Origin of the sequence: Variovorax sp. OAS795, assembly GCF_040546685.1 — a bacterium.
Lineage (GTDB): Bacteria > Pseudomonadota > Gammaproteobacteria > Burkholderiales > Burkholderiaceae_C > Variovorax.
On the sequence record NZ_JBEPOH010000001.1, the window covers coordinates 2,454,939 to 2,480,065 of the forward strand.

At 69.5% G+C, this 25,127-nt stretch carries 26 protein-coding genes; 16 read left to right on the forward strand and 10 right to left on the reverse strand.

What is annotated here, in order from left to right:
• Position 1: 1 nt before the first annotated feature.
• The 8 genes from ABID97_RS11885 to ABID97_RS11920 are packed head-to-tail and all read left to right on the forward strand — an operon-like array spanning position 2 to position 7,836.
• On the forward strand, positions 2 to 955 hold the full coding sequence (locus ABID97_RS11885) for an MDR/zinc-dependent alcohol dehydrogenase-like family protein (RefSeq protein ID WP_354398675.1): 954 nt from the start codon (positions 2 to 4) through the stop codon (positions 953 to 955).
• Positions 952 to 2,016: a Gfo/Idh/MocA family protein gene (locus ABID97_RS11890; RefSeq protein ID WP_354398676.1), complete on the forward strand. Its 1,065-nt coding sequence runs from the start codon at positions 952 to 954 to the stop codon at positions 2,014 to 2,016. The genes ABID97_RS11885 and ABID97_RS11890 overlap by 4 nt, the downstream gene beginning before the upstream one ends.
• Positions 2,006 to 3,157, forward strand: coding sequence for a glycosyltransferase family 4 protein (locus ABID97_RS11895; RefSeq protein WP_354398677.1), 1,152 nt, complete (start codon positions 2,006 to 2,008; stop codon positions 3,155 to 3,157). The genes ABID97_RS11890 and ABID97_RS11895 overlap by 11 nt, the downstream gene beginning before the upstream one ends.
• On the forward strand, positions 3,145 to 4,266 hold the full coding sequence (locus ABID97_RS11900) for a CgeB family protein (RefSeq protein WP_354398678.1): 1,122 nt from the start codon (positions 3,145 to 3,147) through the stop codon (positions 4,264 to 4,266). The genes ABID97_RS11895 and ABID97_RS11900 overlap by 13 nt, the downstream gene beginning before the upstream one ends.
• On the forward strand, positions 4,263 to 5,372 hold the full coding sequence (locus ABID97_RS11905; RefSeq protein ID WP_354398679.1) for a CgeB family protein: 1,110 nt from the start codon (positions 4,263 to 4,265) through the stop codon (positions 5,370 to 5,372). Before ABID97_RS11900 ends, ABID97_RS11905 begins: the two co-directional genes overlap by 4 nt.
• Positions 5,369 to 6,463 carry a CgeB family protein gene (locus tag ABID97_RS11910; protein WP_354398680.1) on the forward strand — a complete coding sequence of 365 codons (1,095 nt, stop codon included), beginning with the start codon at positions 5,369 to 5,371 and terminating at the stop codon, positions 6,461 to 6,463. The genes ABID97_RS11905 and ABID97_RS11910 overlap by 4 nt, the downstream gene beginning before the upstream one ends.
• A gap of 19 nt (positions 6,464 to 6,482) precedes the next feature.
• Complete coding sequence (locus ABID97_RS11915) at positions 6,483 to 7,301, forward strand: TIGR04290 family methyltransferase (protein WP_354398681.1); 819 nt, start codon at positions 6,483 to 6,485, stop codon at positions 7,299 to 7,301.
• Positions 7,288 to 7,836, forward strand: a complete 549-nt coding sequence (locus ABID97_RS11920) for a DUF1003 domain-containing protein (protein WP_354398682.1) — start codon at positions 7,288 to 7,290, stop codon at positions 7,834 to 7,836. The genes ABID97_RS11915 and ABID97_RS11920 overlap by 14 nt, the downstream gene beginning before the upstream one ends.
• A gap of 7 nt (positions 7,837 to 7,843) precedes the next feature.
• On the opposite strand, the gene ABID97_RS11925 is transcribed toward ABID97_RS11920, so the two are convergent.
• Positions 7,844 to 8,425 carry a DUF4142 domain-containing protein gene (locus ABID97_RS11925; protein ID WP_354398683.1) on the reverse strand — a complete coding sequence of 194 codons (582 nt, stop codon included), beginning with the start codon at positions 8,423 to 8,425 and terminating at the stop codon, positions 7,844 to 7,846.
• Between the two features lie 160 nt (positions 8,426 to 8,585).
• Between ABID97_RS11925 and ABID97_RS11930 the strand changes: the two genes are divergently transcribed.
• Positions 8,586 to 8,870 (forward strand): hypothetical protein, encoded by a 285-nt coding sequence (locus ABID97_RS11930; RefSeq protein WP_354398684.1) that lies wholly within the window; start codon positions 8,586 to 8,588, stop codon positions 8,868 to 8,870.
• Between the two features lie 22 nt (positions 8,871 to 8,892).
• Here the strand turns inward: ABID97_RS11930 and ABID97_RS11935 are convergent, their stop codons facing one another.
• From ABID97_RS11935 to rpoN, 3 genes are read right to left on the reverse strand one after another with little or no spacing between them, the layout of a single operon-like run.
• Complete coding sequence (locus ABID97_RS11935; RefSeq protein ID WP_354398685.1) at positions 8,893 to 9,144, reverse strand: hypothetical protein; 252 nt, start codon at positions 9,142 to 9,144, stop codon at positions 8,893 to 8,895.
• Positions 9,141 to 9,434, reverse strand: coding sequence for a hypothetical protein (locus ABID97_RS11940; protein WP_354398686.1), 294 nt, complete (start codon positions 9,432 to 9,434; stop codon positions 9,141 to 9,143). Before ABID97_RS11940 ends, ABID97_RS11935 begins: the two co-directional genes overlap by 4 nt.
• Before the next feature lie 41 nt (positions 9,435 to 9,475).
• Complete coding sequence (gene rpoN / locus ABID97_RS11945) at positions 9,476 to 10,921, reverse strand: RNA polymerase factor sigma-54 (protein WP_354398687.1); 1,446 nt, start codon at positions 10,919 to 10,921, stop codon at positions 9,476 to 9,478.
• A gap of 205 nt (positions 10,922 to 11,126) precedes the next feature.
• Here rpoN and ABID97_RS11950 point away from each other — a divergent pair, with 205 nt between their 5' ends.
• Positions 11,127 to 11,489: a histidine kinase dimerization/phospho-acceptor domain-containing protein gene (locus ABID97_RS11950; RefSeq protein ID WP_354398688.1), complete on the forward strand. Its 363-nt coding sequence runs from the start codon at positions 11,127 to 11,129 to the stop codon at positions 11,487 to 11,489.
• Between the two features lie 139 nt (positions 11,490 to 11,628).
• Positions 11,629 to 13,071 carry a sigma-54-dependent transcriptional regulator gene (locus ABID97_RS11955; protein WP_354398689.1) on the forward strand — a complete coding sequence of 481 codons (1,443 nt, stop codon included), beginning with the start codon at positions 11,629 to 11,631 and terminating at the stop codon, positions 13,069 to 13,071.
• Here ABID97_RS11955 and ABID97_RS11960 read toward each other — a convergent pair.
• On the reverse strand, positions 13,041 to 13,277 hold the full coding sequence (locus tag ABID97_RS11960) for a hypothetical protein (RefSeq protein WP_354398690.1): 237 nt from the start codon (positions 13,275 to 13,277) through the stop codon (positions 13,041 to 13,043). The genes ABID97_RS11955 and ABID97_RS11960 overlap by 31 nt on opposite strands.
• A 147-nt stretch (positions 13,278 to 13,424) precedes the next feature.
• Between ABID97_RS11960 and ABID97_RS11965 the strand changes: the two genes are divergently transcribed.
• Both ABID97_RS11965 and ABID97_RS11970 read left to right on the forward strand, forming a co-directional pair.
• The gene (locus ABID97_RS11965) at positions 13,425 to 18,035 is read left to right on the forward strand and encodes a PAS domain S-box protein (protein WP_354401742.1); all 4,611 of its coding nucleotides are present in this window, start codon (positions 13,425 to 13,427) and stop codon (positions 18,033 to 18,035) included.
• 80 nt (positions 18,036 to 18,115) lie between these two features.
• Positions 18,116 to 19,129 (forward strand): chemotaxis protein CheB, encoded by a 1,014-nt coding sequence (locus ABID97_RS11970; protein ID WP_354398691.1) that lies wholly within the window; start codon positions 18,116 to 18,118, stop codon positions 19,127 to 19,129.
• Between the two features lie 9 nt (positions 19,130 to 19,138).
• Here the strand turns inward: ABID97_RS11970 and ABID97_RS11975 are convergent, their stop codons facing one another.
• Positions 19,139 to 20,059, reverse strand: coding sequence for a manganese catalase family protein (locus ABID97_RS11975; protein WP_354398692.1), 921 nt, complete (start codon positions 20,057 to 20,059; stop codon positions 19,139 to 19,141).
• A 206-nt stretch (positions 20,060 to 20,265) separates the two neighbouring features.
• On the opposite strand from ABID97_RS11975, the gene ABID97_RS11980 reads away from it, so the two are divergent.
• Positions 20,266 to 20,472: a KGG domain-containing protein gene (locus tag ABID97_RS11980; RefSeq protein ID WP_354398693.1), complete on the forward strand. Its 207-nt coding sequence runs from the start codon at positions 20,266 to 20,268 to the stop codon at positions 20,470 to 20,472.
• Between the two features lie 33 nt (positions 20,473 to 20,505).
• Here the strand turns inward: ABID97_RS11980 and ABID97_RS11985 are convergent, their stop codons facing one another.
• A complete protein-coding gene (locus ABID97_RS11985; RefSeq protein WP_354398694.1) occupies positions 20,506 to 21,075 on the reverse strand; it encodes a hypothetical protein in 570 nt (189 codons plus the stop codon).
• A 244-nt stretch (positions 21,076 to 21,319) separates the two neighbouring features.
• Between ABID97_RS11985 and ABID97_RS11990 the strand changes: the two genes are divergently transcribed.
• Positions 21,320 to 21,562, forward strand: a complete 243-nt coding sequence (locus tag ABID97_RS11990; protein WP_354398695.1) for a hypothetical protein — start codon at positions 21,320 to 21,322, stop codon at positions 21,560 to 21,562.
• A 12-nt stretch (positions 21,563 to 21,574) separates the two neighbouring features.
• On the opposite strand, the gene ABID97_RS11995 is transcribed toward ABID97_RS11990, so the two are convergent.
• From ABID97_RS11995 to ABID97_RS12005, 3 genes are all read right to left on the reverse strand, one after another.
• Positions 21,575 to 22,396 carry an SIR2 family protein gene (locus ABID97_RS11995; RefSeq protein ID WP_354398696.1) on the reverse strand — a complete coding sequence of 274 codons (822 nt, stop codon included), beginning with the start codon at positions 22,394 to 22,396 and terminating at the stop codon, positions 21,575 to 21,577.
• Between the two features lie 75 nt (positions 22,397 to 22,471).
• Entirely contained in the window at positions 22,472 to 24,121 is a 1,650-nt protein-coding gene (gene ctaD, locus ABID97_RS12000; protein WP_354398697.1) for a cytochrome c oxidase subunit I, read from the reverse strand.
• Positions 24,122 to 24,176: 55 nt separating this feature from the next.
• Positions 24,177 to 24,686 carry a DUF2244 domain-containing protein gene (locus tag ABID97_RS12005; protein WP_354398698.1) on the reverse strand — a complete coding sequence of 170 codons (510 nt, stop codon included), beginning with the start codon at positions 24,684 to 24,686 and terminating at the stop codon, positions 24,177 to 24,179.
• A gap of 162 nt (positions 24,687 to 24,848) precedes the next feature.
• Between ABID97_RS12005 and ABID97_RS12010 the strand changes: the two genes are divergently transcribed.
• Positions 24,849 to 25,106 (forward strand): hypothetical protein, encoded by a 258-nt coding sequence (locus ABID97_RS12010; RefSeq protein ID WP_354398699.1) that lies wholly within the window; start codon positions 24,849 to 24,851, stop codon positions 25,104 to 25,106.
• Positions 25,107 to 25,127: the final 21 nt, after the last annotated feature.

A 25,127-nucleotide genomic window follows, 5' to 3' on the forward strand; every position in this document is an offset into this window, starting at 1 on the left:
CATGTTCGCGAGTGTCATCGCCTCGCCAGGACAAGCCATCCTGCAGCGTGTGGAAAGACCCGAGCCGGGCGCCGGGCAGGTGCTTCTGCAGCTCGAAGGCTCGGGGGTCTGCGCTTCCAGCCTGCCGCTGTGGGAGGGCCGCGAATGGTTCGACTACCCGCAGCCCGCGGGTGCGCCGGGACACGAGGGCTGGGGCCGCGTGGCGGCAGTGGGGGAGGGCGTCGAAGGCCTTGCCATCGGCGACCGCGTGGCCGCGCTCACCTACCGTGCGCATGCCGAGTACGACGTGGCCGATGCCGGCGCGGTGGTGCCGCTGCCTGCATCGCTGGCCGGCGTGGCCATGCCCGGCGAGCCGCTGGGCTGCGCGGTCAACATCTTCCGCCGCAGCGGCATCCAGGCCGGACAGACGGTGGCGATCGTCGGCATCGGCTTTCTCGGCGCGATCCTCACACGGCTTGCCGCGCAGGCGGGGGCGCGGGTCATCGCCATCTCGCGCCGGCCCTTTGCGCTGGACGTGGCGCGCCAGGCCGGCGCCGCGCACACCATCGCGATGGACGACCACTGGCGCATCCTCGATGAAGTGAAGCGCCTCACGGGCGGGTCGATGTGCGAGCGCACCATCGAGGCGGTCGGGCTGCAGTGGCCGCTGGACCTGGCCGGCGAGCTCACCGGCGAGCGCGGGCGGCTCGTGGTCGCCGGCTATCACCAGGACGGCACGCGCCAGGTGAACATGCAGATGTGGAACTGGCGCGGCATCGACGTGGTCAATGCCCACGAACGCGACCCGCGCATGTACGTGCAGGGCATCCGCGAAGCCGTCGACATGATGGCGGCGGGCGTGCTGGACCCCGCGCCGCTCTTCACGCACCGCCTGCCGCTCGACCGGCTCGGCGAGGCACTCGAACTCACGCGCACCCGGCCCGACGGTTTCCTCAAAGCGGTGGTGACGACATGAGGGCGCCGAACGCCATGGACGCGCTGGGCATGGTGCCGGCTCGCGGCGCCGAAGGCGAATCGGCTGGGCGGCTGCGCAAGCCGAGACTGGGTTTTCTTGGCGTGGGATGGATCGGCCGCAACCGCATGGAAGCCATTGCACGCGACGGTTGCGCCGAGATCGCGGCCGTGGCGGACGCCGATGCCCGGACCTCCGAAGCCGCGTCTGCGCTCGCGCCCGGCGCGTTGCGCCTGGATTCGCTCGATGCGCTGCTGGACCATGCGCTCGACGGCATCGTGATCGCCACGCCCAGCGCCCTGCATGCGCAGCAGGCCGAGGCGGCGCTCGCACGCGGCCTGGCGGTGTTCTGCCAGAAGCCGCTCGCGCGCACCGCCGCCGAGACCCGCGGCGTGATCGAGGCGGCCCGGCGCGCGAACCGGCTGCTGGACGTGGACCTGTCGTACCGCCGCACTGCCGGCATGCAGCGCATCCGCGACCTCGTGTCGGCCGGGGAGATCGGCGAGGTCTACGCCGTCGACCTTGTATTCCACAACGCCTACGGGCCCGACAAGCCCTGGTTTCGCGACCCCGTGCTTTCGGGCGGCGGCTGCGTGATCGACCTGGGCATCCACATGATCGACCTCGCACTCTGGACCCTGGGCTTTCCGCGCGTGGCGGCGGTGTCGAGCCGCCTGCATGCGGCAGGCCGGCGCCTCGTGCTGCCTTCGTCCTCGGTGGTCGAAGACCATGCCGTGGCGCAGATCGATCTCGCGGGCGGCGCCGTGGTGCGGCTCGCGTGCTCCTGGAACCTGCCGGCCGGGCGCGACGCCGTGATTGAGGCGAGCTTCCATGGCACGCGCGGCGGCGCGGCATTCCGCAACGTCGGCGGTTCCTTCTACGACTTCGTCGCCGAGCGCTTCGAGGGCACGCGCACCACGCCGCTCGCGTCGCCGCCCGACGACTGGGGCGGACGCGCGGCCGTGCACTGGGCGCGCGCGCTTGCGAACGGCGGCGCATTCGATCCCCGGATCGAACGCCTCGAAGAAGTCGCGGCGGTGCTGGATGCCATCTATGAACGCTGAACGCCCGCGCCATGTGCTGATGACCGCCGACACGGTGGGCGGCGTCTGGAGCCATGCGCTGGAGCTCGCCGCTGCGCTCGGCGAGCGCGGCGTGCGCGTGTCGCTGGCCACCATGGGCGCGCCGCTCACGCCGGTGCAGCGCCGGCAGGCGGCGGCGCTTTCCACTGTGGAAATGCACGAGGGCCATTGGCGGCTCGAATGGATGGACGCGCCGTGGGAAGACGTGCGGCGTGCCGGCGATTGGCTGCTCGGGCTCGAAGCGGCCGTGCGCCCGGACATCGTGCACCTGAACCAGTTCGCCTTCGGCGCGTTGCCGTTCGCCGCGCCGAGGCTCGTGGTCGCGCATTCCTGCGTGGCCTCGTGGTGGCGTGCGGTGCACGGCCAGCCCGCGCCCGCCGAATGGAACACCTACCGCCATGCGGTGCGGCAGGGACTCGACGGCGCCGGCCTGGTCGGCGCACCGACCGCGGCGATGCTCTCCTCGCTGGCGCTGGACTACGGCTATGCGGCGGGAGGCTGCGTCCTGCCGAACGGCCGCAGTGGCACGATGTTCGCACCCGGCGCGAAGGAGCCCCTGGTGCTCTCGGCCGGCCGGCTGTGGGACGCGGCCAAGAACATCGCCGCGCTGCAGGCGGTCGGCGCGCGCTTGCCATGGCCTGTGTGCGTGGCCGGGCCCGCATCGCCGCCGGGCGCCGCCGCACGCGAGACCGCCATGCCGCCGGGCGTGCAGTGGCTCGGCGAGCTGGCGCCCGATGCGCTCGCCGCGCGGTTCGCGCGCGCCTCGATCTATGCCTTGCCCGCGCGCTACGAACCCTTCGGGCTGTCGGCGCTCGAGGCCGGCCTGTCCCGCTGTGCGCTCGTGCTGGGCGACATTCCGAGCCTGCGCGAAGTCTGGGACGACGCCGCGCTGTATGTGCCGCCCGACGACCACGATGCGCTGCATGCGGCGCTGATGCGATTGATCGGCGAGCCGGCGCTGCTGCAGGAGATGGGCTGCAAGGCCCTGGACCGTGCGCGCCGCTTCACGCCCGGGCGCATGGTCGATGCCTATCTGTCGGCCTACGCGCGGCTGCTCGCGCCGGGTGCGGCAACCGCTGCGCGCCCGCGCCGCAAACCCGAGGAGTCCGCATGCGCTTCGTGATGTTCTGCCATTCGCTCGTGTCCGACTGGAACCACGGCAACGCACATTTCCTGCGCGGCATCTGCAGCGAACTGCTGGCGCGCGGCCATGAGCTCGCGGTGTACGAGCCGCGTGATGCATGGAGTCGCGTCAACCTCGAAGCCGAGCACGGCCATGCGCCGATCGAGGCGTTCGCGCGCGTGTATCCGGAACTGCACAGCACCGCCTGCGACCCCGCAACGCTCGATCTCGACGTGGCGCTGGAGGGCGCCGACGTGGTGCTGGTGCACGAATGGAACGACCACGCGCTGGTGCGCCGCATCGGCCTGCATCGCCATGGCGGCGGGCGCTACCGGCTGTTCTTCCACGACACGCACCACCGCAGCGTGACCGACGAGAAGAGCATGGCGGCCTACGACCTCTCGCACTACGACGGCGTGCTGGCCTTCGGCAACGTGATCCGCGACCTGTACCGCCGCAAGGGCTGGGCGCGCCGCGCCTGGACGTGGCACGAGGCGGCCGATACGCGGCACTTCCATCCGCTCACGAACGAGGCGGAGGAGGGCGACCTCGTGTGGATCGGCAACTGGGGCGACGGCGAGCGCGAAGCGGAGCTCGACGAGTTCCTGCTGGGCCCCGTGCGCGACCTCGGCCTGAAGGCGCGCGTGCATGGCGTGCGCTATCCGGACCGCGCGCTGGAGCGGCTTCGCGCGGCCGGTATCCGCTATGCTGGCTGGCTGCCGAATTATCGGGCGCCGACAGTCTTTTCGTGTCATCGCGTCACGGTCCATGTGCCGCGCAGGCCGTACGTCGAGGCGCTGCCGGGTATCCCGACCATCCGCGTGTTCGAAGCGCTGGCCTGTGGCATTCCGCTGGTCTGCGCACCCTGGCACGACGCCGAGGATTTGTTCACGCCGGGCCGCGATTTTTTGGTGGCGAACGACGGTGCGGCGATGCGGCAGAGGCTGCGCGACGTGCTGCACGACAGGGACCTGGCGCGCGCACTGCGCGAGCAGGGCCTGGACACGGTGCTCGCGCGCCACACCTGCGCGCATCGCGTCGACGAACTGCTGGCCATCCATGCCGAACTCGAAGCCCAACCCATCCACCTCCGGAGCATTGCCGCATGAAGAAAAAACTGGACATCGCCATCTTCGGCTCGAGCCTCGTCTCGGCCTACTGGAACGGCGCCGCCACCTACTACCGCGGCATCGTGCGCTCGATGCACGAGCGGGGCCACCGGGTGCGCTTCTTCGAGCCCGACGCCTTCGGCCGCCAGCAGCATCGCGACATCGAGACGCCCGATTGGGCCGAGGTGATCGTCTACTACGGCAGGAACGATTGCGACGCGCTGCAAACGCTCAAGGAGGCTCGCGGCGCCGACCTGGTGATCAAGGCCAGCGGCGTGGGCGTGTTCGACGCGGCGCTCGAGAAAGGCGTGCTCGACCTGCAAGGCCCGTCCACGCGCGTCATCTTCTGGGACGTCGATGCGCCCGCCACGCTCGACCGCCTGCAGGCCAACCCCAGCGACCCCTTCCATGCGCTGATCCCGCGCTACGACATGGTGCTGACCTATGGCGGCGGCGATCGCGTGGTGCAGGCCTACCGGCGCCTGGGCGCGCGCGAGTGCACGCCGATCTACAACGCGCTCGATCCCACCACCCACTACAAGGTGGGCGCGGACCTTCGCTACGTGGCCGACCTCGGCTTCCTCGGCAACCGCCTGCCCGATCGCGAAGCGCGCGTGGACGAGTTCCTCCTGCGTGCGGCCACCCTGTCGCCCGGGCGCTATTTCCTGCTGGGCGGCAGCGGCTGGGGCGACAAGGCGCTGCCGGCCAACGTGCGCCACCTCGGCCACGTCTACACGGCCGACCACAACGCGTTCAACCGTTCGCCCAAGGCCGTGCTGAACATCAGCCGCGAGAGCATGGCGCGCTACGGCTTCTCGCCGGCCACGCGGGTGTTCGAAGCAGCCGGCGCCGGCGCCTGCGTGATCACCGACGCGTGGGAAGGCATCGATTACTTCCTCGAACCCGGAAAGGAAGTGCTGGTGGCCGCCAACGCCGAGGAAGTGGCGGCCCATGTGTGCGCGCTCGACATGGAAAAGGCCCGCCGCATCGGCGATGCCGCGTTGCGGCGCGTGCTGGCCGAGCACACCTATGCGCACCGCGCCGCGCAACTGGAGGCGCTGCTCGAAGGCCGCGATGCCGTGCGCCCGCTGGGGGTGACCGCATGAGCACCACGGCCCTTCGCATCGTCATCCTCGGTCTCTCCATCACCTCATCGTGGGGCAATGGCCACGCCACCACCTACCGCGGCCTGGTGCGCGAGCTGGCGCGGCGCGGGCACGACGTGCTGTTTCTCGAACGCGACGTGCCCTGGTACGCCGGGCACCGCGACCTGCCCGAGCCGCCGTTCGGGCGCACCGCGCTGTACACCGACCTGGCCGGATTACAGCGCGACCATGCAGCGGACATCGCGGCGGCGGACCTGGTGATCGTCGGCTCCTTCGTGCCGGACGGCGTGGCCGTGGGCGACTGGGTGCAATCCCAGGCGCCGGGCCGCAGCGCCTTCTACGACATCGACACGCCCGTCACGCTGGCGGCGCTCGCGCGCAGCGGCGGTACGCCGTACCTGGCGGCGCGCCAGGTCGCGGGCTACGACCTGTACCTGTCGTTCACCGGCGGACCGACGCTCGAACGGCTGGAGCGCGAGTTCGGCTCGCCCGCCGCGCGCGTGCTCTATTGCTCCGTCGATCCCGAGGTCTACCATCCCGAAGCCGTGGCGCAGGATTGCGACCTCGGCTACATGGGCACCTACAGCGACGACCGCCAGCCGACGCTTGAAGCCCTGCTGCTGGAGCCGGCGCGGCGCTGGTCCGCGGGGCGCTTCGAGGTCGCGGGGGCGCAGTACTCCGAAGGCATCGCGTGGCCGCCCAACGTGCGCTACACGGCGCACCTGCCGCCGGCGCAGCACCGCGCCTTCTACAACCGGCAGCGCTTCACGCTCAACGTCACGCGGGCCGACATGATCCGCGCCGGCTGGTCGCCCAGCGTGCGCATCTTCGAGGCCGCGGCCTGCGGCACGCCCATCGTGAGCGACCGCTGGGACGGCATCGAGTCGCTGCTGGTCCCGGGCGAGGAAATTTTCCTGGCCGACACGCCCGAAGAGGTGCTGGCGCTGCTGCGCGACCTGCCGGACGCGGAGCGCCGCGCCGTGGGCGAGCGCGCCCGCCGGCGCATCCTGTCGGAACACACGGCCGCGCATCGCGCCGCGGAACTCGAAGGCCATGCGCGCGCGCTGCTGCGGGTGCGCGAGCCGGCCTGAACGCAAAGGAGGCCCACGCATGCACGATCGCCGACCTGCAGCCCCAACCACTGCCGGTGGTGCCGATGCCATCCGCCGGGAGATCGACGCGCTCGGCCCCTGGTTCCACAACCTGCACCTGCCGGGCGGCGTGCAGACGCTGCCCAGGCATTTTCTCGGCGGCGACTTTCCCAACTTCAAGTGGCAGGAGATCAAGCCCTTCGTTCCCGATGACCTGCGCGGATGGCGCGTGCTCGACGTCGGCTGCAACGCCGGCTTCTACAGCTTCGAGCTGGCGCGGCGCGGTGCCTCGGTCGTGGGCATCGACGTCGATGCGCATTACCTCGCGCAGGCGCGGTGGGCCGCGGGCCAGCTCGGCATGGCGTCGCAGGTCGAGTTTCGCGAAATGCAGGTGTACGACCTCGCGCACTCCGACGAAAGCTTCGACCTGGTCTGGTTCATGGGCGTCTTCTATCACCTGCGCTATCCGCTGCTGGCGCTCGACCTGCTGGCCGCGCGCACGCGCCGCATGATGATGTTCCAGACGCTCACCATGCCCGGCGATTCGGTCTATACCGAGACCGCGGACTGCAGCATCGAAGACCGCACGCCGCTGCTGGAGAGCGGCTGGCCGCGCATGGCCTTCATCGAGCACCGGCTGGCCAACGACCCGACCAACTGGTGGGCGCCCAACCATGCCGGTGTGGAAGCCATGCTGCGCTCCAGCGGCCTGCGCATCGAGGCGCGTCCGGGCCATGAAATCTACCTGTGCGTGCCCGATGCCAAGGCACAGGATGCCCGCCGCATCTACGCCTCGCAGTTCGAGTCCGCCACCGGAGCGATCCGTGGCAGCGGCTGACCCCGCGCGGCCCGGCCACGGCGAGGAGCAGCCCGTCGCGGGCGTGATCGACCGCAACATCGCCGCGCTGGTGCGCCGGCGCGAGCAGCAGCGCATATCGACCGGGCTGCAGGACAGGATCGCCGATGCCATTACCCACTTTGCGGGCAGCATGAAGTTCGTCTACCTGCACCTCTTGATCTACGGCGGATGGATCGTGATCAACCTGGGGTGGGTGCCCATGGTGCGCGCCTTCGACCCGACCTTCGTGGTGCTCGCCATGGTCGCCTCGGTCGAGGCCATCTTCATCTCGACCTTCGTGATGATCAGCCAGAACCGCATGGCCGCGCTGGCGGACCAGCGCGCCGACCTGGATCTGCAGATCAGCCTCCTGGGCGAGCACGAGATCACGAAGATCGTCACGCTGGTGGCCGAGATCGCCAAGCGCATGGACATTCCCGCCGCACACGATCCCGAGCTCGACGAGCTCAGCAAGAACGTCTCGCCGGAGCGCGTGCTCGACCGCATCGAGCGCCCGCCCGGCGAAACCCGCTAGGCACCCGTCATTTCGCCTTGGCGCCGGCAATCTGCTGTGCGGTGGTCAGGTGCCCGTGCACCACTGGCAGCGTCTTCGCGGCGTAGGCCTTGAGGTCCGGGTCGTTCGCACTGCGCTCCACCTTCTGCAGCATCTCGTGCGTCTTCTTGTGGTCGGAAACACCCACGGTCGACATGTAGCGCTTGTCGAAGCTGTCGCCGTTCAGGGCCTTCAGTGCGGTGGCCGACGCCTTGTGCTTCGTGTCGGTCTCGGTCGGGAGCTGCACGCCTTTCTTCGACGCGATGTCCTGCAGTTCGGTCAGCGCCTTGGTGTGGTCGTCCACCATGGTCTGGGCGAACTTCTTCACCTCGCCGTTCGAGGCCTTTTCCTGCGCCAGCTTTCCGGTCTCGATCTCCGCGATGTTGGCTTGCGCAATGTCTTTCATCATGCGCTCGTCGGCTTTCGAGGACTTGCCCGCCTGGTCGGCCTTCGCGTTCGCCGAGCTGCGCGTGCCGGCGCTCTGCGCCGCGGCGGGAAGGGTGGTGGCCGTGAAGGCGCAGGCGGCGATCGCGGCAACGCCGAGCCGCACGGCCGTGCTTTGAATGGTCATGTCGATGTGCTCCTTGAGGGATGGTGTTTTCGGGCCCGCCCAAAAGGGCGGGGTGTCCGCCCCTCGTGTGGCAACGCGCGTGCCCGCGGCCGCGCAGGCATGCCGCTTGCCGCTTCCGCGGCGTCCTCCTTTCTCTTCACAACGCCTTGGGTGTCCTCTCATGAAAAGATCGCCATCGCGCATGAGCCATGCCAGCGAGTGCTATGAACTGCTCGAATTCCTGTCCCGCCGGCAGATGCCCGTCGTGTGCTCCGAACCCGACGACATTCACAAGATCCTCGCGCTGCGCAGCGCTTCGCTGCTCCAGGCCATGACGGAGCCCACGGTCATCCTGCGCACGGGCGAGCGGCGTATCGCACGCGCCATCGTCACCGCCATCACCGCGGAAGGCCGCGCTGCCTGCATGACGCGCAGCGCCACGGCGCTGACAGGCGCGCGCCGTTGAGTGCGGCATTCACCGCGCGCGTTCAGAACTGCCCCTGGCCGTCTCCCGTGCGGTCGTGCACCCAGCGCATCGCCTGCTGCTGCGCATGGCGCAGCGCCTCGGCTTCGGTGGCGTAGCCGATCTCGTCGGTGTCGTCGGGCAGCATGGTTTCCTGTTCGTCCGCTCCCTGGCCGAGGCAGACGACCACGGGGCGGTACACGCCCGTGCCCATGGGGGTGGCGCTGTAGGCGAAGCGCCAGCCCCGGTACACGAAGATGCGGCGCTGCGCATTCATCGGGCGTGCTCCTGCGGTGCGGAGGCTTCGTTGCGGAACAGCTTTCCCGGCGCGCCGGCTTCGCCGAACTGGCGGGGCGGGTTCTCGCGCGACAGGTCGAGCAGGCTGTGGCCGTCGGGCGTGAGCGTGAGAAACCGGGCCACCTCGCGCCCGCCGGCTTCGGGCCGGAGCGTCAGGGCCACCACGAGGCCGGCCGCGCGCAGCACCAGCAGGTTGTTGATCTCCTGCGGATCGGTCAAGGTGAGGGGCGCGCGGCACTTGGCGAGCGCGCGCAGGAATTCGATGGACATGGGGATTCCTTGTTGTTCGTTCGGCGCAGAGATGCGCGGCGTCATGCGGGCCATGCCGGCGTTCCCGCGTCCGTGCCTTGGGCACGGCGGCGTTCGAAGGGGTCGATGTTCATGCTCTGGCGGTACTTGGTGACCGTGCGGCGCGCAATGCGGAAGCCCTGTTGCGCCAGCTGGCGCGCCAGCGCCGCATCGCTCAGCGGGGCCACGGGTTTTTCCACCGCGATGAGTTCGCGGATGAGGCCTTGCAGCGCCACCGGCGCGCTGGCACCGCCCGCCGCATGGTTCAGCCCGCGCGAGAAGAAGTGCTGAAGTTCGAACACGCCGGCCGGCGTCGCCATGTACTTGTTGTGCACGGTGCGCGACACCGTCGACGGATGCACGCCCACTTCCTCCGCGATCTCGCGCAGGCCGAGCGGCTTCATGGCGAGCGGGCCGTGCTCCAGGAACATCTTCTGCCGCGCGACGATGGCGCGCGCCACGTCCAGGATGGTGGAGGCGCGCTGCGACACGCCGCCGACCATCCAGCGCGCCTGCTCCAGGCATTCCTTCATGGCGGGGCATTGGCTCGTGCCGTGCTTCTCGAACATTTGCGCATAGGCCGTGTTCAGCTTCACGCGCGGCAGGGCACTGGTGTTGAGCGAGGTCTTCCAGGTGCCGCGCACTTTCTTCACGGTCACGTCGGGTATCACGATGCGCGCGGCGGTCTCGCCGAACTGCCAGCCCGGATGCGGGTCCAGGCGGCGGATGCAGTCGATGGCGGATTGGACATCCCGCGCGGTCGCTGCCAGCGCCTTCGCGAGCTTGCCGGTCTCGCGCGCCGCGAGCCAGCCGATGTGTTCCTCGAGGATCCGGCGCGCGAGCTGGCGGATCCTGCCGTCCGCGCGGTCGGCGTGGGCATCGAGCTGCAGGCAGAGGCACTCGGCCACGTCGCGCGCCGCGACGCCCGCGGGCTCGAGCGCCTGCACGCGCCGCAGCGCCGTGCGAAGTTCGCGTTCGGCCTCCCCGCCGGTTTCGCCCAGCGCCGCGCCGATGTCCGCAAGCGAGATGCGCAGGTAGCCGTCGTCATCGAGCGCCTCGACCACGGCCCGCGCAAAGGCCAGCTCGCGCGCCGAAAGTCGCAGCACGCCGAGCTGTCCGTGCAGATGGGCACGCAGCGAATCGGGCAAGGGCACGCGCTGCATCAGGTCGACGCTTTCGTCGTGCGACAGGTGCCGCTCGCCCGAGGCGGGCGCCGCGGTGATGCGGTCGAAGGCGGCGGCGGCCTCGAAATGTTCAGCGGCGGCTTCGTTCTCGGAGGGCGCGGCTTCCGTGGCGCCTTCCTGCGGCGGCGCATCGATCTCGAGGAAGGGGTTCAGTTCGGCCGCATCGCGCAGCGCCTGGGCGTACTCCTGCGAGGACATCTGGAGCAGCCGCACGGCCTGCTGCAGCCGGGGCGAAAAGACGGGAGCCTGCACCTGGCGGGCTTGCAAGACGATCGACGTGTTCATGGTTCTCCGTAGCGCCTCCGATCCCCGGTGGCCGGAATGCTGCGCAACGGTCGTGCCAAGCCACATCCTCCGGCGAAAAGCCAATAAAGAGTACCAAAGTTCTAACTTAATTCGCGGCCGCCTCGCCGGTCGTGGAAGCCTTGCGGTAAATCTTGCGGTTATCCCCGGGCAGACAACGAAGGCATATTTGTCACAAACTTCGCACATGAAAAAAACGTCGGGAGATGCCAGGGAGGGTGCGGCGGGCACGGCCGCGCTGGTCGGGCTGTGCACTGCCACACTCGTGGGGTTCGGCCTCGCGTGGCGGCAAAAAGCGCGTGCCGCCGAATCGGCCCGGATGCTCGCGCTTCACCAGGAGCGGCAGGCGCGGCATGCGCTTCGCGCGAAACGCCTCGAGCACGACCTGCGCAGCCCCATCGGCGCCATGGCCGTGGCGCTGGAGCTGTTGCGCACCGCGGAGGACAGCGCCACGCGATGCGAAGCCATGCAGGTGCTCGAAAGGCAGGTCGCGCGTATGACCTCGCTGACAGAGCAAGTGCACGATTTCGCACAGGACTTGAACGATTGAGCCGTCCGCTGAGCGCGCGTTCCAGGCGCAGCATCCCGACTGGAGCGAGACGGGTCGGAGCACCGGTCCGGCGCAGGTTTTGACAGGGTCGCAGCGAAGCAGCTGGCTGCGCAACACAGGCATCACGCCAGGAACGAAGGTGGGTCACGCACTCATAGTTGAAGACGACGAAGACTCGGCGAAGATGATCGCCGCGCTGGTCGCGCGCGAAGGGCACACGGTCATGTGTGCGCACAGCATTGGCGCCGCGCGAAAGCTCATCGCCATGCAGCGGCCCGACTTGTTGCTGCTCGACCTGCACCTGCCCGACGGGAACGGTTTCGACCTGCTGCACGACCCGGACATCGCCAACGACACCATGCTGGTGCTGATGACGGGCCAGGCGAGCCTGGAGACCTCGATCAAGGCCTTGCGCCTGGGCGCCGCCGACTATCTGGTGAAGCCGATCAATCCGCAGCACCTCAAGGGGCTGCTCAAGCGCCTGATCGCGCCCTCGCAATTGCGTGCCGAGCTCGACGAGGTGCAGGAGCTCTGGCGCGAGACCGGGCGCTTCGGCCATCTCATCGGCCGCTCGCAGCCCATGCAGCGCGTCTACCGGCAGATTTCCCGGGTGGCCGGCACGGCCGTGACCGTGTTCATCCATGGCGAGAGCGGCACCGGCAAGGAACTGGTGGCCCGCGCCGTGCACGACCTGAGCCGGCGGCGCGAGCAGCCCTTTCTTGCCGTCAACTGCGGCGCGCTGTCGCCGCACCTGGTCGAAAGCGAGATCTTCGGCCACGAGCGCGGCAGCTTCACGGGCGCCGAGCGCCAGCACCAGGGCTTCTTCGAGCGCGCGCACGGCGGCACGCTGTTCCTGGACGAGGTGACCGAAATGCCGCTCGAGCTGCAGGTCAAGCTGCTGCGCGTGCTGGAGAGCGGCACCTTCATGCGGGTCGGTTCCACCCAGGTGCAGCAGACCGACGTGCGCATCATCGCCGCCACCAACCGCGACGCCGCCGAGGCGGTGGCGCGCGGCAAGATGCGGGAAGACCTGCTGTACCGCCTCAACGTCTTTCCCATTGCGCTGCCGCCCCTGCGCGAGCGCGGCGACGACATCGCGCTCATCGCCGCGAGCTTCCTGCAGGACCTCGGGCGCCAGGAAGGCGGCAGCAAGCGCTTCACGCCCGGTGCGCTGGCGCGGCTCGCGTCGCACCGCTGGCCGGGCAACGTGCGTGAATTGCGCAACGTGGTGCAGCGCGCCTGGGTCATGGCGTCCGGCGACCAGATCGACGAGGAATGGCTTCCGCCGGTCGAAGACCCGGGGCCCGGCGCCGGCCTCCGGCCCGAACCCGAGGCGGCGCAAGGCCCGGCGCTGGCGCCGATGCCGCCCGATGGGCATCGCAATGGCGCTGCCGCGGCCGCGCTGTCGGGCGCGGGGGAGAACCAGATCGTGGTCGAGGTCGGCACCCAGCTCGCGGAAGTGGAACGCCGTGTCATCCTGGCCACCTACGAGCGCTGCGGGCGGCACAAGGAGCGCACGGCGGCGCTGCTGGGCATCAGCATGAAGACGCTCTACAACCGGCTGAAGGAGTACCAGCAATGAGAGGAAGGCGACTGTGGGCGGGCCGGCGCAAGCCGGCGGCCGCGTGAAGAAGGACCGGCCGCCGGTATTCCGGCCCGGCGGCGCTCCTTCCAGACGCGAAGGCGCAGCCGATAGGCGGCGGCGCCGGCGGGATCGAAATCCGTGCCCAGATAGTTCGCCGGGTTTTCCTGGGGATGGCGGACGAAATAGCTGCTGAGTTCGTTCATTTGCGTGTCTCCGGTGCGTGAGGGTTTCCGCTCGGCGAAGGTCTCGCGCAAGGCACTGGCGGTCCGGCAAACTGCGTGCCGACCGGCGGCGGCGCCGAAGGCCGGTACGCCGTTTGCCACTGCAACAAGGAGAGCGCATTGAATGACATGAATCCCGACCGCGCCGAGGAAGAACTCGCCGACCAGCTCGACGATGCCGTGCCGTCGCGCGGCTACCGCATGCTGCCGGTCGTGGGCCTGGGCGGCTCCGCGGGCGGCATCGATGCCGTGGGCGCCTTCTTCGAGGCCACGCCTGCCGACACCGGCATGGCGTTCGTGGTCGTGCTCTCCGCGCCGGCCGCGAACGAGAACGCGCTGGCCGAGGTGCTGCGGCGGTCCACGCCCATGCGGGTGGTGCAGGTGGCCGGCAGGGAGCGCATCCAGCCGAACACCGTGTATGCCATTGCGCCCGGCAAGTCGCTGCGCACGCGCGGGGAGCACATCGAGCTGGCGGCGCTGCCGCCGGGACCGGGCCGGCACGTGGCGGTCGACTACTTCTTTCGCACGCTGGCCGATACGCACGGGCCCCACGCCATCGCGGTGGTGCTTTCCGGCCCCGACGGCGACGGCACCATCGGCGTCAAGCGCATCAAGGAGCGCGGCGGCCTGACGATCGCGCAGGAACCGCAGGAGGCCCAGCACGGTGCCATGGCGCAGTCGGCCATCGCCACGGGGATGATCGACTGGGTCCTGCCCGCGCGTGAAATCGGCGCGCGCATCCATGCCTACTACCGCATCGAGCGGCAGCTCAGGCTGCCCCCCGAGCAGGTGCCGGGCGACGGCAAGGACGACGCGCCGCCCGCCGCCGACCTCGACGAAGCGGCGTTCCGCGAAGTGCTGGCCTTCGTGCAAAGCCGCAGCGGACGCGATTTCGCCAACTACAAGCGCGCCACCGTGCTGCGCCGCATCGGCCGCCGCATGCAGGTGAACGGCGTGAGCAACCTCACGGCCTATCTCGACTGCCTGCGCACGCGGCCCGGCGAGGCCGGCGCGCTGCTGCAGGACATGCTGATCAGCGTGACCAACTTCTTCCGGGACAACGAATGCTTTGCCGCCCTCGAAGGCATGGTGCACGAGCTGTTCCGCAACAAGACGGCGGCCGACACCGTGCGCGTCTGGGTGGTGGCCTGCGCCACCGGCGAAGAGGCCTATTCGATTGCGATGCTGCTCGCCGAGCATGCCCGCACGCTCGAAAGCCCGCCGTCGATCCAGATCTTTGCCACCGACCTGGACGAAGACGCGGTGCAGGCCGCGCGCGAAGGCGTCTACCCCACGGTGGCCGAGGCGGACGTTTCCGAGGAACGCCTGCGGCGCTTCTTCGTGCGCGAGCAGCGCGGCTACCGCGTGCGCCGCGAACTGCGCGAGATGGTGCTCTTTGCCGTGCACGACGTGCTGAAGGACTCGCCGTTCTCGCGCATCGACCTGGCCACCTGCCGCAACCTGCTCATCTACCTCAACCGGGACGCGCAGGCCCGCGTCTTCGACACGCTGCATTTCTCGCTGCTGCCCGGCGGGCGGCTTTTCCTCGGCGCCTCCGAAGCGGTGGACGAGGAAAGCCCGCTGTTCTCGGTGATCGACAAGAAGCACCGCATCTACGCCCAGCGCCATGCGCCCAAGGCCGCGTTGCCGATCCCCGAGGGCCGCAGCAGCACCGCGCTGGCGCTGGAACTCAAGCGCCCGCCGCCGGTGATTCCCGGCGCGGCCTTCGCGCAGTTGCAGCGCCGCACGGCACCGCCGATGGCCGACGGCCGCGCCATGAGCTGGGCCGAGCTGCACCTGCGGCTGCTCGACCGCCTGGCGCCGCCGTCCATCCTGCTGGACGCGGACCACGAGATGCTGCACATCTCCCCCGCGGCAACGCCGTTCCTGCACTTCAGCGGCGGCGAGCCGTCGCGCAACGTGTTGCGCGCCATCGTGCCCGACCTGAAGGCCGAGCTGCAGACCGCGCTCTATCACGTGAACGAAAGGCGCGAGCCCGTGGACGTGGCGCCCGTCTGGGTGCGGCTGGGCCCGACCGCCGAGGTGGAGGTGTCGCTGCACGTCATGCCGGTGGAAGAGTTCGGCGGCTTCATGGTGCTGCTGCGCAAGGGCGAAACGGCCAGCGGCCGCAGCAGCATCGTGGTGCCGCGCGTGGACGCGGAGCCGATCGCCGAGCACCTGGAGCGCGAGGTGCGGCGCCTCAAGTCGCAGCTGCGCGAGACCGTGGAGCAGTACGAGACCTCGACCGAGGAGCTCAAGGCGAGCAACGAAGAGCTGCACGCCATGAACGAAGAGCTCCATTCGGCAACCGAAGAGCTCGAGACCAGCCGCGAGGAGCTGCAGTCCATCAACGAGGAGCTCACCACCGTCAACCACGAGCTCAAGAGCAAGGTGGACGATCTCGGCCAGGCCAACAGCGACATGCTGAACCTGATGGACGCGACGGCCATCGCCACCGTGTTCCTGGACCGCGATTTCCACGTGACCCGCTTCACGCCGAGCGCGGTCGCCATCTTCAAGCTGATCGCCACCGACGTCGGCCGCCCGCTCTCGGACCTGACCACGCCGCTGGACTATCCGCAGCTGGCAGACGACGCGCGCCGCGTGCTGGAGACGCTGCAGCCCACCGAGCGCGAGGTGGGCGACAGCGCGGGCAACTGGTACCTTGCGCGCGTGCGGCCCTACCGCACCATCGAGGACCGCATCGCCGGCGTGGTGCTCACCTTCGTGGACATCACCGAGCGCAAGGACGCGCAGGAGTCGCTGCGGCAGTCGCAGGAGCGCTTCAGCGCCATCGTCAACCAGGCGTCCGTGGGCGTGGCCCAGACGCGGCTCGACGGCGAGATCACCTTTGCCAACACCTGCTACCACGATCTCATGGGCTATGGCGAGCACGAGCTCGTCGGCCTGCGCGCCATCGAACTGGTGCATGCGGCGGACCACGCGGCGATCTCGGCATTGTTCGGGCGGCTCGAGCGGCATGGCGAACCCTTCGAGAGCGAAAGCCGCAACGTGCGCAAGGACGGCTCCTTCATCTGGCTGCACTACAGCGTGACGGTGCTCACCGACGCGAGCGGCAAGCCCGACTCGGCGCTGATCGTGTGCAGCGACATCAGTGAACGCAAGGGGGCCGAGGAAGCGCTGCGCGCGAGCGAAGAGCGGTTCCGGCTGATGCTGGAGAACGCGGTCGACTATGCGATCTTCTCGGTCGACATGGAGCGCTGCGTGAAGAGCTGGAACACCGGCGCCGAGCGGCTCCTGGGCTACACCGAATCGGAGATCCTCGGCCGCTCGGCCGACATCATCTTCACCGAGGAAGACCGCGCGGCGGGCGCGCCGGCCGAGGAGGCGCGCAACGCGCTCAGCGCCGGCAGGGCCGCCGACGACCGGCTGCACCAGCGCAAGGACGGCTCGCGCTTCTGGGCCAGCGGCGCCCTCATGCCCATGCACAACGGCGAAGGCGCGGTGATCGGCATGGTCAAGGTGCTGCGCGACCAGAGCGAGCAGCGCGCGGCGCAGCAGGAAGTGGAGCAAAGCCGCAGCGAACTGCTCGATGCGCTGCGCGCCAACGAGGCCGCGCGCCAGGCGCTCGAAGCCGCGGATGCGGCCAAGGACCGCTTCCTGGCCGTGCTGTCGCACGAGCTGCGCAATCCGCTCGCCTCGATCAGCGGCGCCGCGGAACTGCTGGCGCCCGAGCAGCTGCCCACGCCGGAGCAGGGGCGTGCGGCGCGCGTGGTCCGGCGCCAGGCGGCGGCCATGAAGGTGCTGCTGGGCGACCTGCTCGACGTGTCCAGCCTGCGCCGGGGCCGGCTGGTGCTGCGGCGCGAGCGCGTCACGGCCCAGGCCATCGTCGATGCGGCGCTGGAGGCGACCGGACCGCTGATGGAACTGGGCCGCCACAGGCTCGAAGCGGAGATCGCCGACGCCGAGATCGTGCTCGATGCCGATCCCATGCGCCTCACGCAGGTGATCTCCAACCTGCTCTCCAATGCGGCCAAGTACACGCCCGACAAGGGCGAGATCCGGCTCGCGCTGCACACCGAGGGCGACGACGCCGTGTTCTCCGTGACCGACAACGGCATCGGCATGGACCCCGACACGGTCGACACCATGTTCGAGATGTTCACCCAGAGCGTGCATGGGCACGAGCGCTCCGCCGGTGGGCTCGGCATCGGGCTGGCGCTGGTGCGCAACATCGTCGAGATGCACGGCGGCACCGTCTCGGGCGAGAGCAGGGGGCTGGGGCTCGGGAGCCGGTTCACGGTGCGCATCCCGCAAGCCGAAACGCGACTGGCCGAAGCCGGGGCCGCGCAGGGTCCGGACAGGGACCTGCCCGCTTCCGCCCCCGGCGAGGAAAGTCCGCAGCGCGTGCTGCTGGCGGACGACAACACGGACGCCCTCTGGGGCATGGCCCGCATGCTGTCGATCTCGGGCTTCAGCGTGAAGACGGCCGACAACGGCGTCGATGCGCTTCGCGTGGCCGAGCACTTCAGGCCCGATGCGGCGGTGCTGGACATCGGCATGCCGGGGCTCGATGGCCACGAGGTGGCACGCCGCATCCGCGCGCAGCCCTGGGGACGCGGCATGCTCCTTGTCGCCGCCACCGGGTGGGGCCAGCCCGAAGACCGGCTTGCTGCGCTGGAGGCGGGCTTCGACGAGCACCTGGTCAAGCCCGTGGCGGCAGCCGACGTGCAGCGCCTGCTGCGGGCGCGCGACGGATTGTCCGGGCCGGGGAGCTGATGGCCCCGCCCGGCGCGCCGGGCACGCCGATTGCCCTGCAAGGAGGAGACCCCTATTCGCCGTACTTCTTCTTGTCAGGAATGCCCAACTCCGATCCCCATCAACAAGCCATCTTCATCGGCGCTTCCTCCGGAGGCGTCTATGCCATGCTCGATCTCGTCGCGGCCTTGCCGGCCGGCTTTCCCGCGCCGATCTTCTTCGTGCAGCACATCGGTGCCCACCGCAGCCAGCTGGCTTCGCTGCTGAGCAGCCGAGGACCCAACCGCGCCGTCGAGGCGAAGGAGGGCGACGAGCCCGCGCCGGGGACGATCTGCGTCGCGCCCTCGGACCATCACATGCTGCTGGAAGGCGGCGTGGTCCGCCTGACCCGCGGACCCAAGGAACACCATGCCCGCCCCGCCATCGATCCGCTGTTTCGCTCCGCTGCGCTGGCCTACGGCCCGCGTGCCGTCGGCGTGGTTCTCACGGGCATGCTCGACGACGGCAGCGCCGGACTGCGCGCCATCAAGGACTGCGGCGGCATTGCCGTGGTGCAGGACCCGGCCGAAGCGCATGAGCCCAGCATGCCGCAGAGCGCGATGGCCGCAGTGCAGGTGGACCACGTGGTTCCGCTGCGCGGCATGGGCCGGCTCCTGTTCGACCTGGCGCAGCCGCGCACCGGCGACCTGCCGGCCACCGAGGCACCGGCCACCCTGCGCCGCGAAAACGCCGTGGCGTTGGGGGAGCGCGCCGTGGAAAACCTGAAGGCGATCGGCAAGCCGTCGATGTTCAGCTGCCCGGACTGCGGGGGCGTGCTGTTCGAGCTGGACGACAAGCGCCCGGTACGCTACCGCTGCCACACCGGCCATGCCTTCAGCGTGCGCAGCCTGGCCGCCACGCAGGAGCAGGTGACCGACGTTGCGCTGTGGACCGGCCTGCGGGCGCTGCAGGAGAAGGAGTCGATCCTGCGGCGGCTGGCCCAGGTCCAGAAGGCGGAAGGTGTCGGCGACGCCGAGAGCTCGCTGCGCGAGGCCGACGAACTCGCCGTTGCGAGCGCCGCATTGCGCAAGCTCACGTTGAAGGCCCCCAGTCCGGGAAGCTTCGACGCGAGCTGAGGCGGCGCATCACTTTCTTGGCGGCATGGTGCTATCGCCGTCCCCGGACAGGGCCGGTCCTTCGCCCATGCCGAGTTCCGCACCCGTGAGCGGATCGCCATCGGGGCGCGACTGGGTCCGCATGGCCATCTGCTCGAGCACCGGCGCATCGGCGGCGTCGAGCTCGACCGTGGCCAGGCCGTCGCCGCCGTCCACCGGCCCCGAATCCTGCGTGACGGGCACGAAGTCCCAGCGCTCGCCCTGGTTCCAGGGGCCGCGCAGGTCGGCCTCGCCCTGGGACATGCGGAAGTACACGTTGGTGAAGCGCGGGTCGCCGGGCAGCTTGCCCGGTGGGAAGTTGGGCTCGATGGCATAGAGTGCCTTCTCGAACGATTTCTGGTGCGCGATCTCGCGCGTCATCAGGAAGCCGAGTGCTTCTTTCACGCCCGGATCGTCCGTGAGGTTGATCAGCCGCTCGTAGACGATCTTGGCGCGCGCCTCGGCCGCGATGTTGGAGCGCAGGTCGGCCGTGGGTTCGCCGATGGTGTCGATGTAGGCGGCCGTCCAGGGCACGCCGGCCGAGTTGACCAGCGCGGGGCCGCCGCCATAGAGCACCTGCGTGACATGGCTGTCGTTGCCTGCGCCGGTGATGGTGCGGTACATCTCGCCTTGCTCTTCCACGCCTTCGGCGAGGCGTCCCTTGGCGCCCTTGTTGAGCATGCCGACGATGGTGCCGATGATCTCGAGGTGGCTCAGCTCCTCGGTCGAGATGTCGAACAGCATGTCCTTGCGGCCCGGGTCGTCGTCGCCGAGCGCCTGGGTGAAATAGCGGCAGGCCGCGGCCAGCTCGCCCTGCGGGCCGCCGAACTGTTCGAGCATGAGGTTGGCAAGGCCGGGATTGGTCTCGCTGACGCGCACCGTGTACTGCAATCGCTTGTTGTGGGAGAACATGGGGACTCCTTGCGTTGGAACATGAGGGTTGGGGGAACGGCCGCGCCCTGTGCACCGCCGCGCTTCTTTCGCGGCAAGCGGCGTGCCGGGAATCGAGGGCCGCCCCGTGGCGCAGGCAGGCACGCCGCTTGCCGAAGAAAGGGTCTGCGCGCAATGGTTGCGCGCACAGGCCCGCACTGTTTCGCGGATCGAAGGAAGACATCTCAATGGAAAACCAAGAAGGGCGCGCCCGTTCCAGGCGCGGATTTGCCGGAATGAGTCCTGAACGGCAAAGGGAGATCGCAAGGCAGGGCGGGCGGGCGGCCCATGAGTTGGGACGCGCGCATGAATTCACTCCCGAGGAAGCTCGCCAGGCCCGGGCCAAGAGCCTCAGCGCTCGTGCGCAGGCCGCTCCGCTGCAGCAGCAGGAGTAGGCAGAAGGCCGCCGTGCCGCCGCGCCGCCGCGTTCAGGTGATCGCGGCGTGCAGCGCGGCCGGCTCGAAGGAACGCGCCAGCACGGCATCGAATCCCGCGATGCCGCCCTTGTCCTGCTGGTCCTGCGCCAGCGGCGATCCCCAGACGGCCACCATGCGGCCCTCGAATCCGGCGCCCCGTGCGCGCTGCGCCAGCGAGAGGGCCGTGCCGGTCGACGTGCGCACGTCGACCACGGCGAGCTCGGGCGCGCGCTTCATGAGGGCGTTGTAGCCGCCGTCGCTGCTCGCGGCGAGGTCGACCTTGTAGCCCGCATCCGACAGCAGCACCCCCAGCACCGCCAGCAGTCCGGCATCGTCGGACACGGCCAGCGCACGGCCGCTGGCGTGGGTGCCGCGCTGCGCATGGGCGACGAGTTCGCTCATCCGCGCCGAGAGCTGGCGGGATTGGCGCGCCACCACCACGCCCGCCTCGCGAAGCACCGCCTGCGGCAGCTCCACGCGCGCGAGTATTTCGCTGGCCGACGAGATCGCAGCCAGCGCGTTGCGTGCATCGTGCACGCAGCGCTTCAGGTCCCGGGTGTCTTCGAGGAGAGTTCGAGTCATGTGAATTCAGTGCATGGATGCGCGAACTCCATGGCACGCGGCGTGCCTGCGGCATGGCATGGCATGGCCGCTGCTGCCGAGCCCGCCCCGCGCCGCCATTTGCTGCAAGTTTTGCAAGGCCCGGGTTCATGCGCGCGCGGCTGACACGAACGGCCGCGCGGGGACGACAGGGCATGCCAGGGGCCGGGACACCATGGCCTGGCCAGCCGCAGAAAAGCCCGCATCAATGAGCCAAGGAGCAGCCATGACCCGCACCCCCGAACAGTCGCCCGTGAACATCGACCAGAACCGCGCCGTCGGTCAGGACAGCCCGGCCGAGGGCAGCGAAATCGGCCGCGAGGCGAACAAGCGCCGCGGCTATCCCGGCTCGCGCGACATCGGCACCAATGCCGCCCAGAGCATGGAAGCGGGCGAGCAGCCGCCGCCGACCGACGCGCCCAGGCCCGACGACGACGAAAGCCAGGCCGATCCCGGGCCGGGCCGCTAGGTGCCGCGGCCCTCAGCGCGGCCCGACCACGGCCTCGAGGAATTCGATCAGCGCCTTCGACGGATCGTCCCGCGCCAGGGGAATCATCTCGATGCCCCACTGCGCGAGCACCGCCTGCTGCACCTCGTTGGCCGAGGGCGAGAAGAGGTAGGAAACCGGCTGCGCCACGTCGGGCACCGACTGCTTCCACAGCCGAGAGAGCTTGTAGAAGAGATAGCGGATGTTCACGTCCGCGAGGCTGTAGCCGATGAAGACCACCGAGCGTCCGAGCACGTCGGCGCGCAGCTTGATGTCCAGCGGCGACTCGAAGTCCAGCCGCGCGAAGTAGCTGCTCTCGTCGAGCACGATGGACGCGTCGTCTTCCAGGTCGCCATGGAACTTGATGATCTGCGTGGCGCCGGGGTGCAGCTTGGCAAGGTCGGCAACACTCACGATCTTGGTGTACTTCACCTTGTGGTGGTCGAACGCGGCTTCCAGCCAGCGGTCGTAGTTGGTGGTGTAGATGATCGGGAAGCGCCCCTTGGCCAGCAGCTCGTGGATGCGCGAGCTCTCCACGCGCACGTCGTTGCGGTGCCATTCGCGGTCCATCCAGCTGCGCAGCGGGCCGATGCTGCCGTGCCGGAGGCGAAAGTATTCGGCCAGGGTCAGGTAGCCGCCCTTGTCGCCGAACGACCGAGCATCGATGCCGAGCTCGCGCGCCATGTGCTCGATGAGCGCCGACCATGGTGGCAGCCCCAGGCCCATCGAGATGCCCGCCCCCACGAACAGCACCACCTTGCCGCGCCGGTGCGCTTCGCGCAGCTGCGCGAGCTTTTCGCCATCGGCCTTTTGCACCGGAAGGCGCGGCGTTGCCGGTGCTGCGCTGCGTCTTGCAACGCGCCGGCCGGTACGCTGCGTCGTGGACACGGATCAGCCGACCACCCGGGTCGCCGTGGCGTCGAGCCGGGGCGGGGTCTCGAAGGTGTGGAAAGGCGCGGGCGAAGGCACCTCCCACTCGAGTCCCTCGGCGCCGTCCCACGGCCTGGCGGGTGCCGGCTTGCCGCGCTTGCGCAGCGCGGGCAGCACGACGAACAGCACGAAGTAGGCCTGGCCGAGCCCGAACACGAAGGCGCCGATGCTGGCGACGAGGTTGAAGTCGGCAAACTGCATCGGATAGTCGGCATAGCGGCGCGGCATGCCCGCCAGGCCCAGGAAGTGCAGCGGGAAGAAGCCGACGTTGAAGCTCGTGATCGACACCCAGAAGTGGATCTGGCCGCGAAGCTCGTCGTACATGACGCCCGTCCACTTGGGCGACCAGTAGTAGTAGCCGGCGAACATCGCGAAGAGCGAGCCCGCCACCAGCACGTAGTGGAAGTGCGCCACCACGTAGTGGGTGTCGTGCACCTGGATGTCGATCGGCGAGATGGAAAGAATCACCCCGCTGAGTCCGCCGATCGAGAACACGAAGATGAATCCCATCGCGAACAGCATCGGCGTCTCGAGCGAAAGCGAGGACTGCCACATGGTGGCGATCCAGTTGAACACCTTCACCGCCGTGGGCACGGCGACGAGCATGGTCGCGTACATGAAGAACAGCTGGCCCGTGACGGGCATGCCGGTGGTGAACATGTGGTGCGCCCACACGATGAACGAAAGAATCGCGATCGACGCGGTGGCGTAGACCATCGACGAGTAGCCGAACAGCCGCTTGCGTGAAAAAGCCGGCACCACCTGGCTGACGATCCCGAAGGCCGGCAGGATCATGATGTAGACCTCCGGGTGGCCGAAGAACCAGAAGATGTGCTGGAACAGCACCGGGTCGCCGCCGCCCGCGGGGTTGAAGAAGGTGGTGCCGAAGTGGCGGTCGGTCAGCAGCATGGTCACCGCGCCGGCCAGCACGGGCATCACGGCCAGCAGCAGGTAGGCAGTGATGAGCCAGGTCCAGCAGAACAGCGGCATCTTCATGAGCGTCATGCCGGGCGCGCGCATGTTCAGGATGGTGACGATGATGTTGATGGCGCCCATGATCGAACTCGCGCCCATGATGTGCACGGCAAAGATGCCCAGATCCATGGCCGGCCCCATCTGCAGGCTCAGCGGCGGGTAGAGCGTCCAGCCCGAGGCGGCGGCGCCGTCGGCGCTGAAGAAGGGCGCGATCAGCATCAGCGCCGCCGGCGGCAGCAGCCAGAAGCTGAAGTTGTTCATGCGCGCAAAGGCCATGTCGGAGGCGCCGACCTGCAGCGGCACCATCCAGTTCGCAAACCCCACGAAGGCCGGCATGATCGCGCCGAACACCATCACGAGCCCGTGGATGGTGACGAACTGGTTGTAGAGCTCGGGGTTGAGCAGCTGCAGCCCCGGCTGGAACAGCTCGGCGCGGATGCCCAGCGCGAGCACGCCGCCCACCATCAGCATCGAGAGGCTGAACAGCAGGTACAGCGTGCCGATGTCCTTATGGTTGGTGGCCAGGAGCCAGCGCCGCCAGCCGTGGGGCAGGGCATGGTGCTCGTCGTGCGCGCCCGCGGCGGGCGCGGGGTCGTTGGCAGCAAGGGCGTCGAGGGGATGGTGGGTGAAGCTCATGGCGGGCGGCCGGTGATGGATGGCAACGGCATTCGGCAAGCCGGGTGCCCGGCAGTCAGCCCGGGCTTCCGGCCGTTCGCACGGCCGCCAGCGTGCGGCTGAAATCCGCAGCGAACCGGCGCCGCTGCGCGTCGGCCAGGTACACCGCCACGGGCACCCGGATGCGGCCGCTGCACAGCGCCGGCGGTGCCGCGCCTTGCGGGCATTCGAGCCGGGTCCAGCAGGGGTCCAGCCGCACGGTGGTCGAACGGAAGCCGCGCCGGCACTGCACCTCGAGCGTCCGGCCGGTGAGCACCAGCTGCTCGCCGTCGAGCGCGTGCGCCGCATGGCAGGCCACGGCAGCCGCAAGTGCGAGGGCCTGGCAGGCGCAGAAGCCGAACACCACCGGGTAGCCCGCGACCCAGAACCCGACGCCGATGGCGCAGCTGGCACCGGCCGCCGCGCCGACATGCAGCATGAAGGCGCGCGGCGTCATCGCGATGTTGCGCGTGAGGTTCCAGCGCACGGCGGCGGGTGCCGCGGCATGCGTGGGTGTCTCTGCGCAGGGGTCGACAAGGGCTGGCATTCTTGCTCCGGCAGGTCCCGCCACAGGCACTTTCCTCGGCAACCGGCATGCCCGCGCGGCGTGTGGGCAGCGTCCGACGGTAGCTCTGGACGCGTGCTGTCGCATGGCCTTCGCGCGCGTCCGATGCTGGTTGCCGTTTCAACTCTTGCAAGGGGCACAGGCATGAACAAGGACTCGGTCAAGCAGATCCGGCCCGGCGCGTTCTCGGAGTCTGTGGCGGGCGAGGAAGACCCCGGCGCATCGGTCGATCTCGTCCAGCCACCGCCGATGGAGCCCGGCGACGAGGCGCCGCGCGGCGCACCCGGCACCGGTGAAACCGTGTGCCGACTGTGCGGCGGCAGCGGGCGCGGCAAGGGCGGCGAAACCTGCCCCGAATGCGGCGGCAGCGGCAAGGTGAACGTCGGCGTCGGCGGCGGTTGAGCGCGGCGGACGAGCGCGCGG

Excerpts from the sequence above, each read along its gene's own strand:
- ABID97_RS11885 (WP_354398675.1), top strand. The coding sequence starts at position 2 with ATGTTCGCGAGTGTCATCGCCTCGCCAGGACAAGCCATCCTGCAGCGT.
- ABID97_RS11890 (WP_354398676.1), top strand. The coding sequence starts at position 952 with ATGAGGGCGCCGAACGCCATGGACGCGCTGGGCATGGTGCCGGCTCGC.
- ABID97_RS11895 (WP_354398677.1), top strand. The coding sequence starts at position 2,006 with ATGAACGCTGAACGCCCGCGCCATGTGCTGATGACCGCCGACACGGTG.
- ABID97_RS11900 (WP_354398678.1), top strand. The coding sequence starts at position 3,145 with ATGCGCTTCGTGATGTTCTGCCATTCGCTCGTGTCCGACTGGAACCAC.
- ABID97_RS11905 (WP_354398679.1), top strand. The coding sequence starts at position 4,263 with ATGAAGAAAAAACTGGACATCGCCATCTTCGGCTCGAGCCTCGTCTCG.
- ABID97_RS11910 (WP_354398680.1), top strand. The coding sequence starts at position 5,369 with ATGAGCACCACGGCCCTTCGCATCGTCATCCTCGGTCTCTCCATCACC.
- ABID97_RS11915 (WP_354398681.1), top strand. The coding sequence starts at position 6,483 with ATGCACGATCGCCGACCTGCAGCCCCAACCACTGCCGGTGGTGCCGAT.
- ABID97_RS11925 (WP_354398683.1), bottom strand. The coding sequence starts at position 8,425 with ATGACCATTCAAAGCACGGCCGTGCGGCTCGGCGTTGCCGCGATCGCC.
- ABID97_RS11930 (WP_354398684.1), top strand. The coding sequence starts at position 8,586 with ATGAAAAGATCGCCATCGCGCATGAGCCATGCCAGCGAGTGCTATGAA.
- ABID97_RS11935 (WP_354398685.1), bottom strand. The coding sequence starts at position 9,144 with ATGAATGCGCAGCGCCGCATCTTCGTGTACCGGGGCTGGCGCTTCGCC.
- ABID97_RS11940 (WP_354398686.1), bottom strand. The coding sequence starts at position 9,434 with ATGTCCATCGAATTCCTGCGCGCGCTCGCCAAGTGCCGCGCGCCCCTC.
- rpoN (WP_354398687.1), bottom strand. The coding sequence starts at position 10,921 with ATGAACACGTCGATCGTCTTGCAAGCCCGCCAGGTGCAGGCTCCCGTC.
- ABID97_RS11950 (WP_354398688.1), top strand. The coding sequence starts at position 11,127 with ATGAAAAAAACGTCGGGAGATGCCAGGGAGGGTGCGGCGGGCACGGCC.
- ABID97_RS11960 (WP_354398690.1), bottom strand. The coding sequence starts at position 13,277 with ATGAACGAACTCAGCAGCTATTTCGTCCGCCATCCCCAGGAAAACCCG.
- ABID97_RS11965 (WP_354401742.1), top strand. The coding sequence starts at position 13,425 with ATGAATCCCGACCGCGCCGAGGAAGAACTCGCCGACCAGCTCGACGAT.
- ABID97_RS11970 (WP_354398691.1), top strand. The coding sequence starts at position 18,116 with ATGCCCAACTCCGATCCCCATCAACAAGCCATCTTCATCGGCGCTTCC.
- ABID97_RS11975 (WP_354398692.1), bottom strand. The coding sequence starts at position 20,059 with ATGTTCTCCCACAACAAGCGATTGCAGTACACGGTGCGCGTCAGCGAG.
- ABID97_RS11980 (WP_354398693.1), top strand. The coding sequence starts at position 20,266 with ATGGAAAACCAAGAAGGGCGCGCCCGTTCCAGGCGCGGATTTGCCGGA.
- ABID97_RS11985 (WP_354398694.1), bottom strand. The coding sequence starts at position 21,075 with ATGACTCGAACTCTCCTCGAAGACACCCGGGACCTGAAGCGCTGCGTG.
- ABID97_RS11990 (WP_354398695.1), top strand. The coding sequence starts at position 21,320 with ATGACCCGCACCCCCGAACAGTCGCCCGTGAACATCGACCAGAACCGC.
- ctaD (WP_354398697.1), bottom strand. The coding sequence starts at position 24,121 with ATGAGCTTCACCCACCATCCCCTCGACGCCCTTGCTGCCAACGACCCC.
- ABID97_RS12005 (WP_354398698.1), bottom strand. The coding sequence starts at position 24,686 with ATGCCAGCCCTTGTCGACCCCTGCGCAGAGACACCCACGCATGCCGCG.
- ABID97_RS12010 (WP_354398699.1), top strand. The coding sequence starts at position 24,849 with ATGAACAAGGACTCGGTCAAGCAGATCCGGCCCGGCGCGTTCTCGGAG.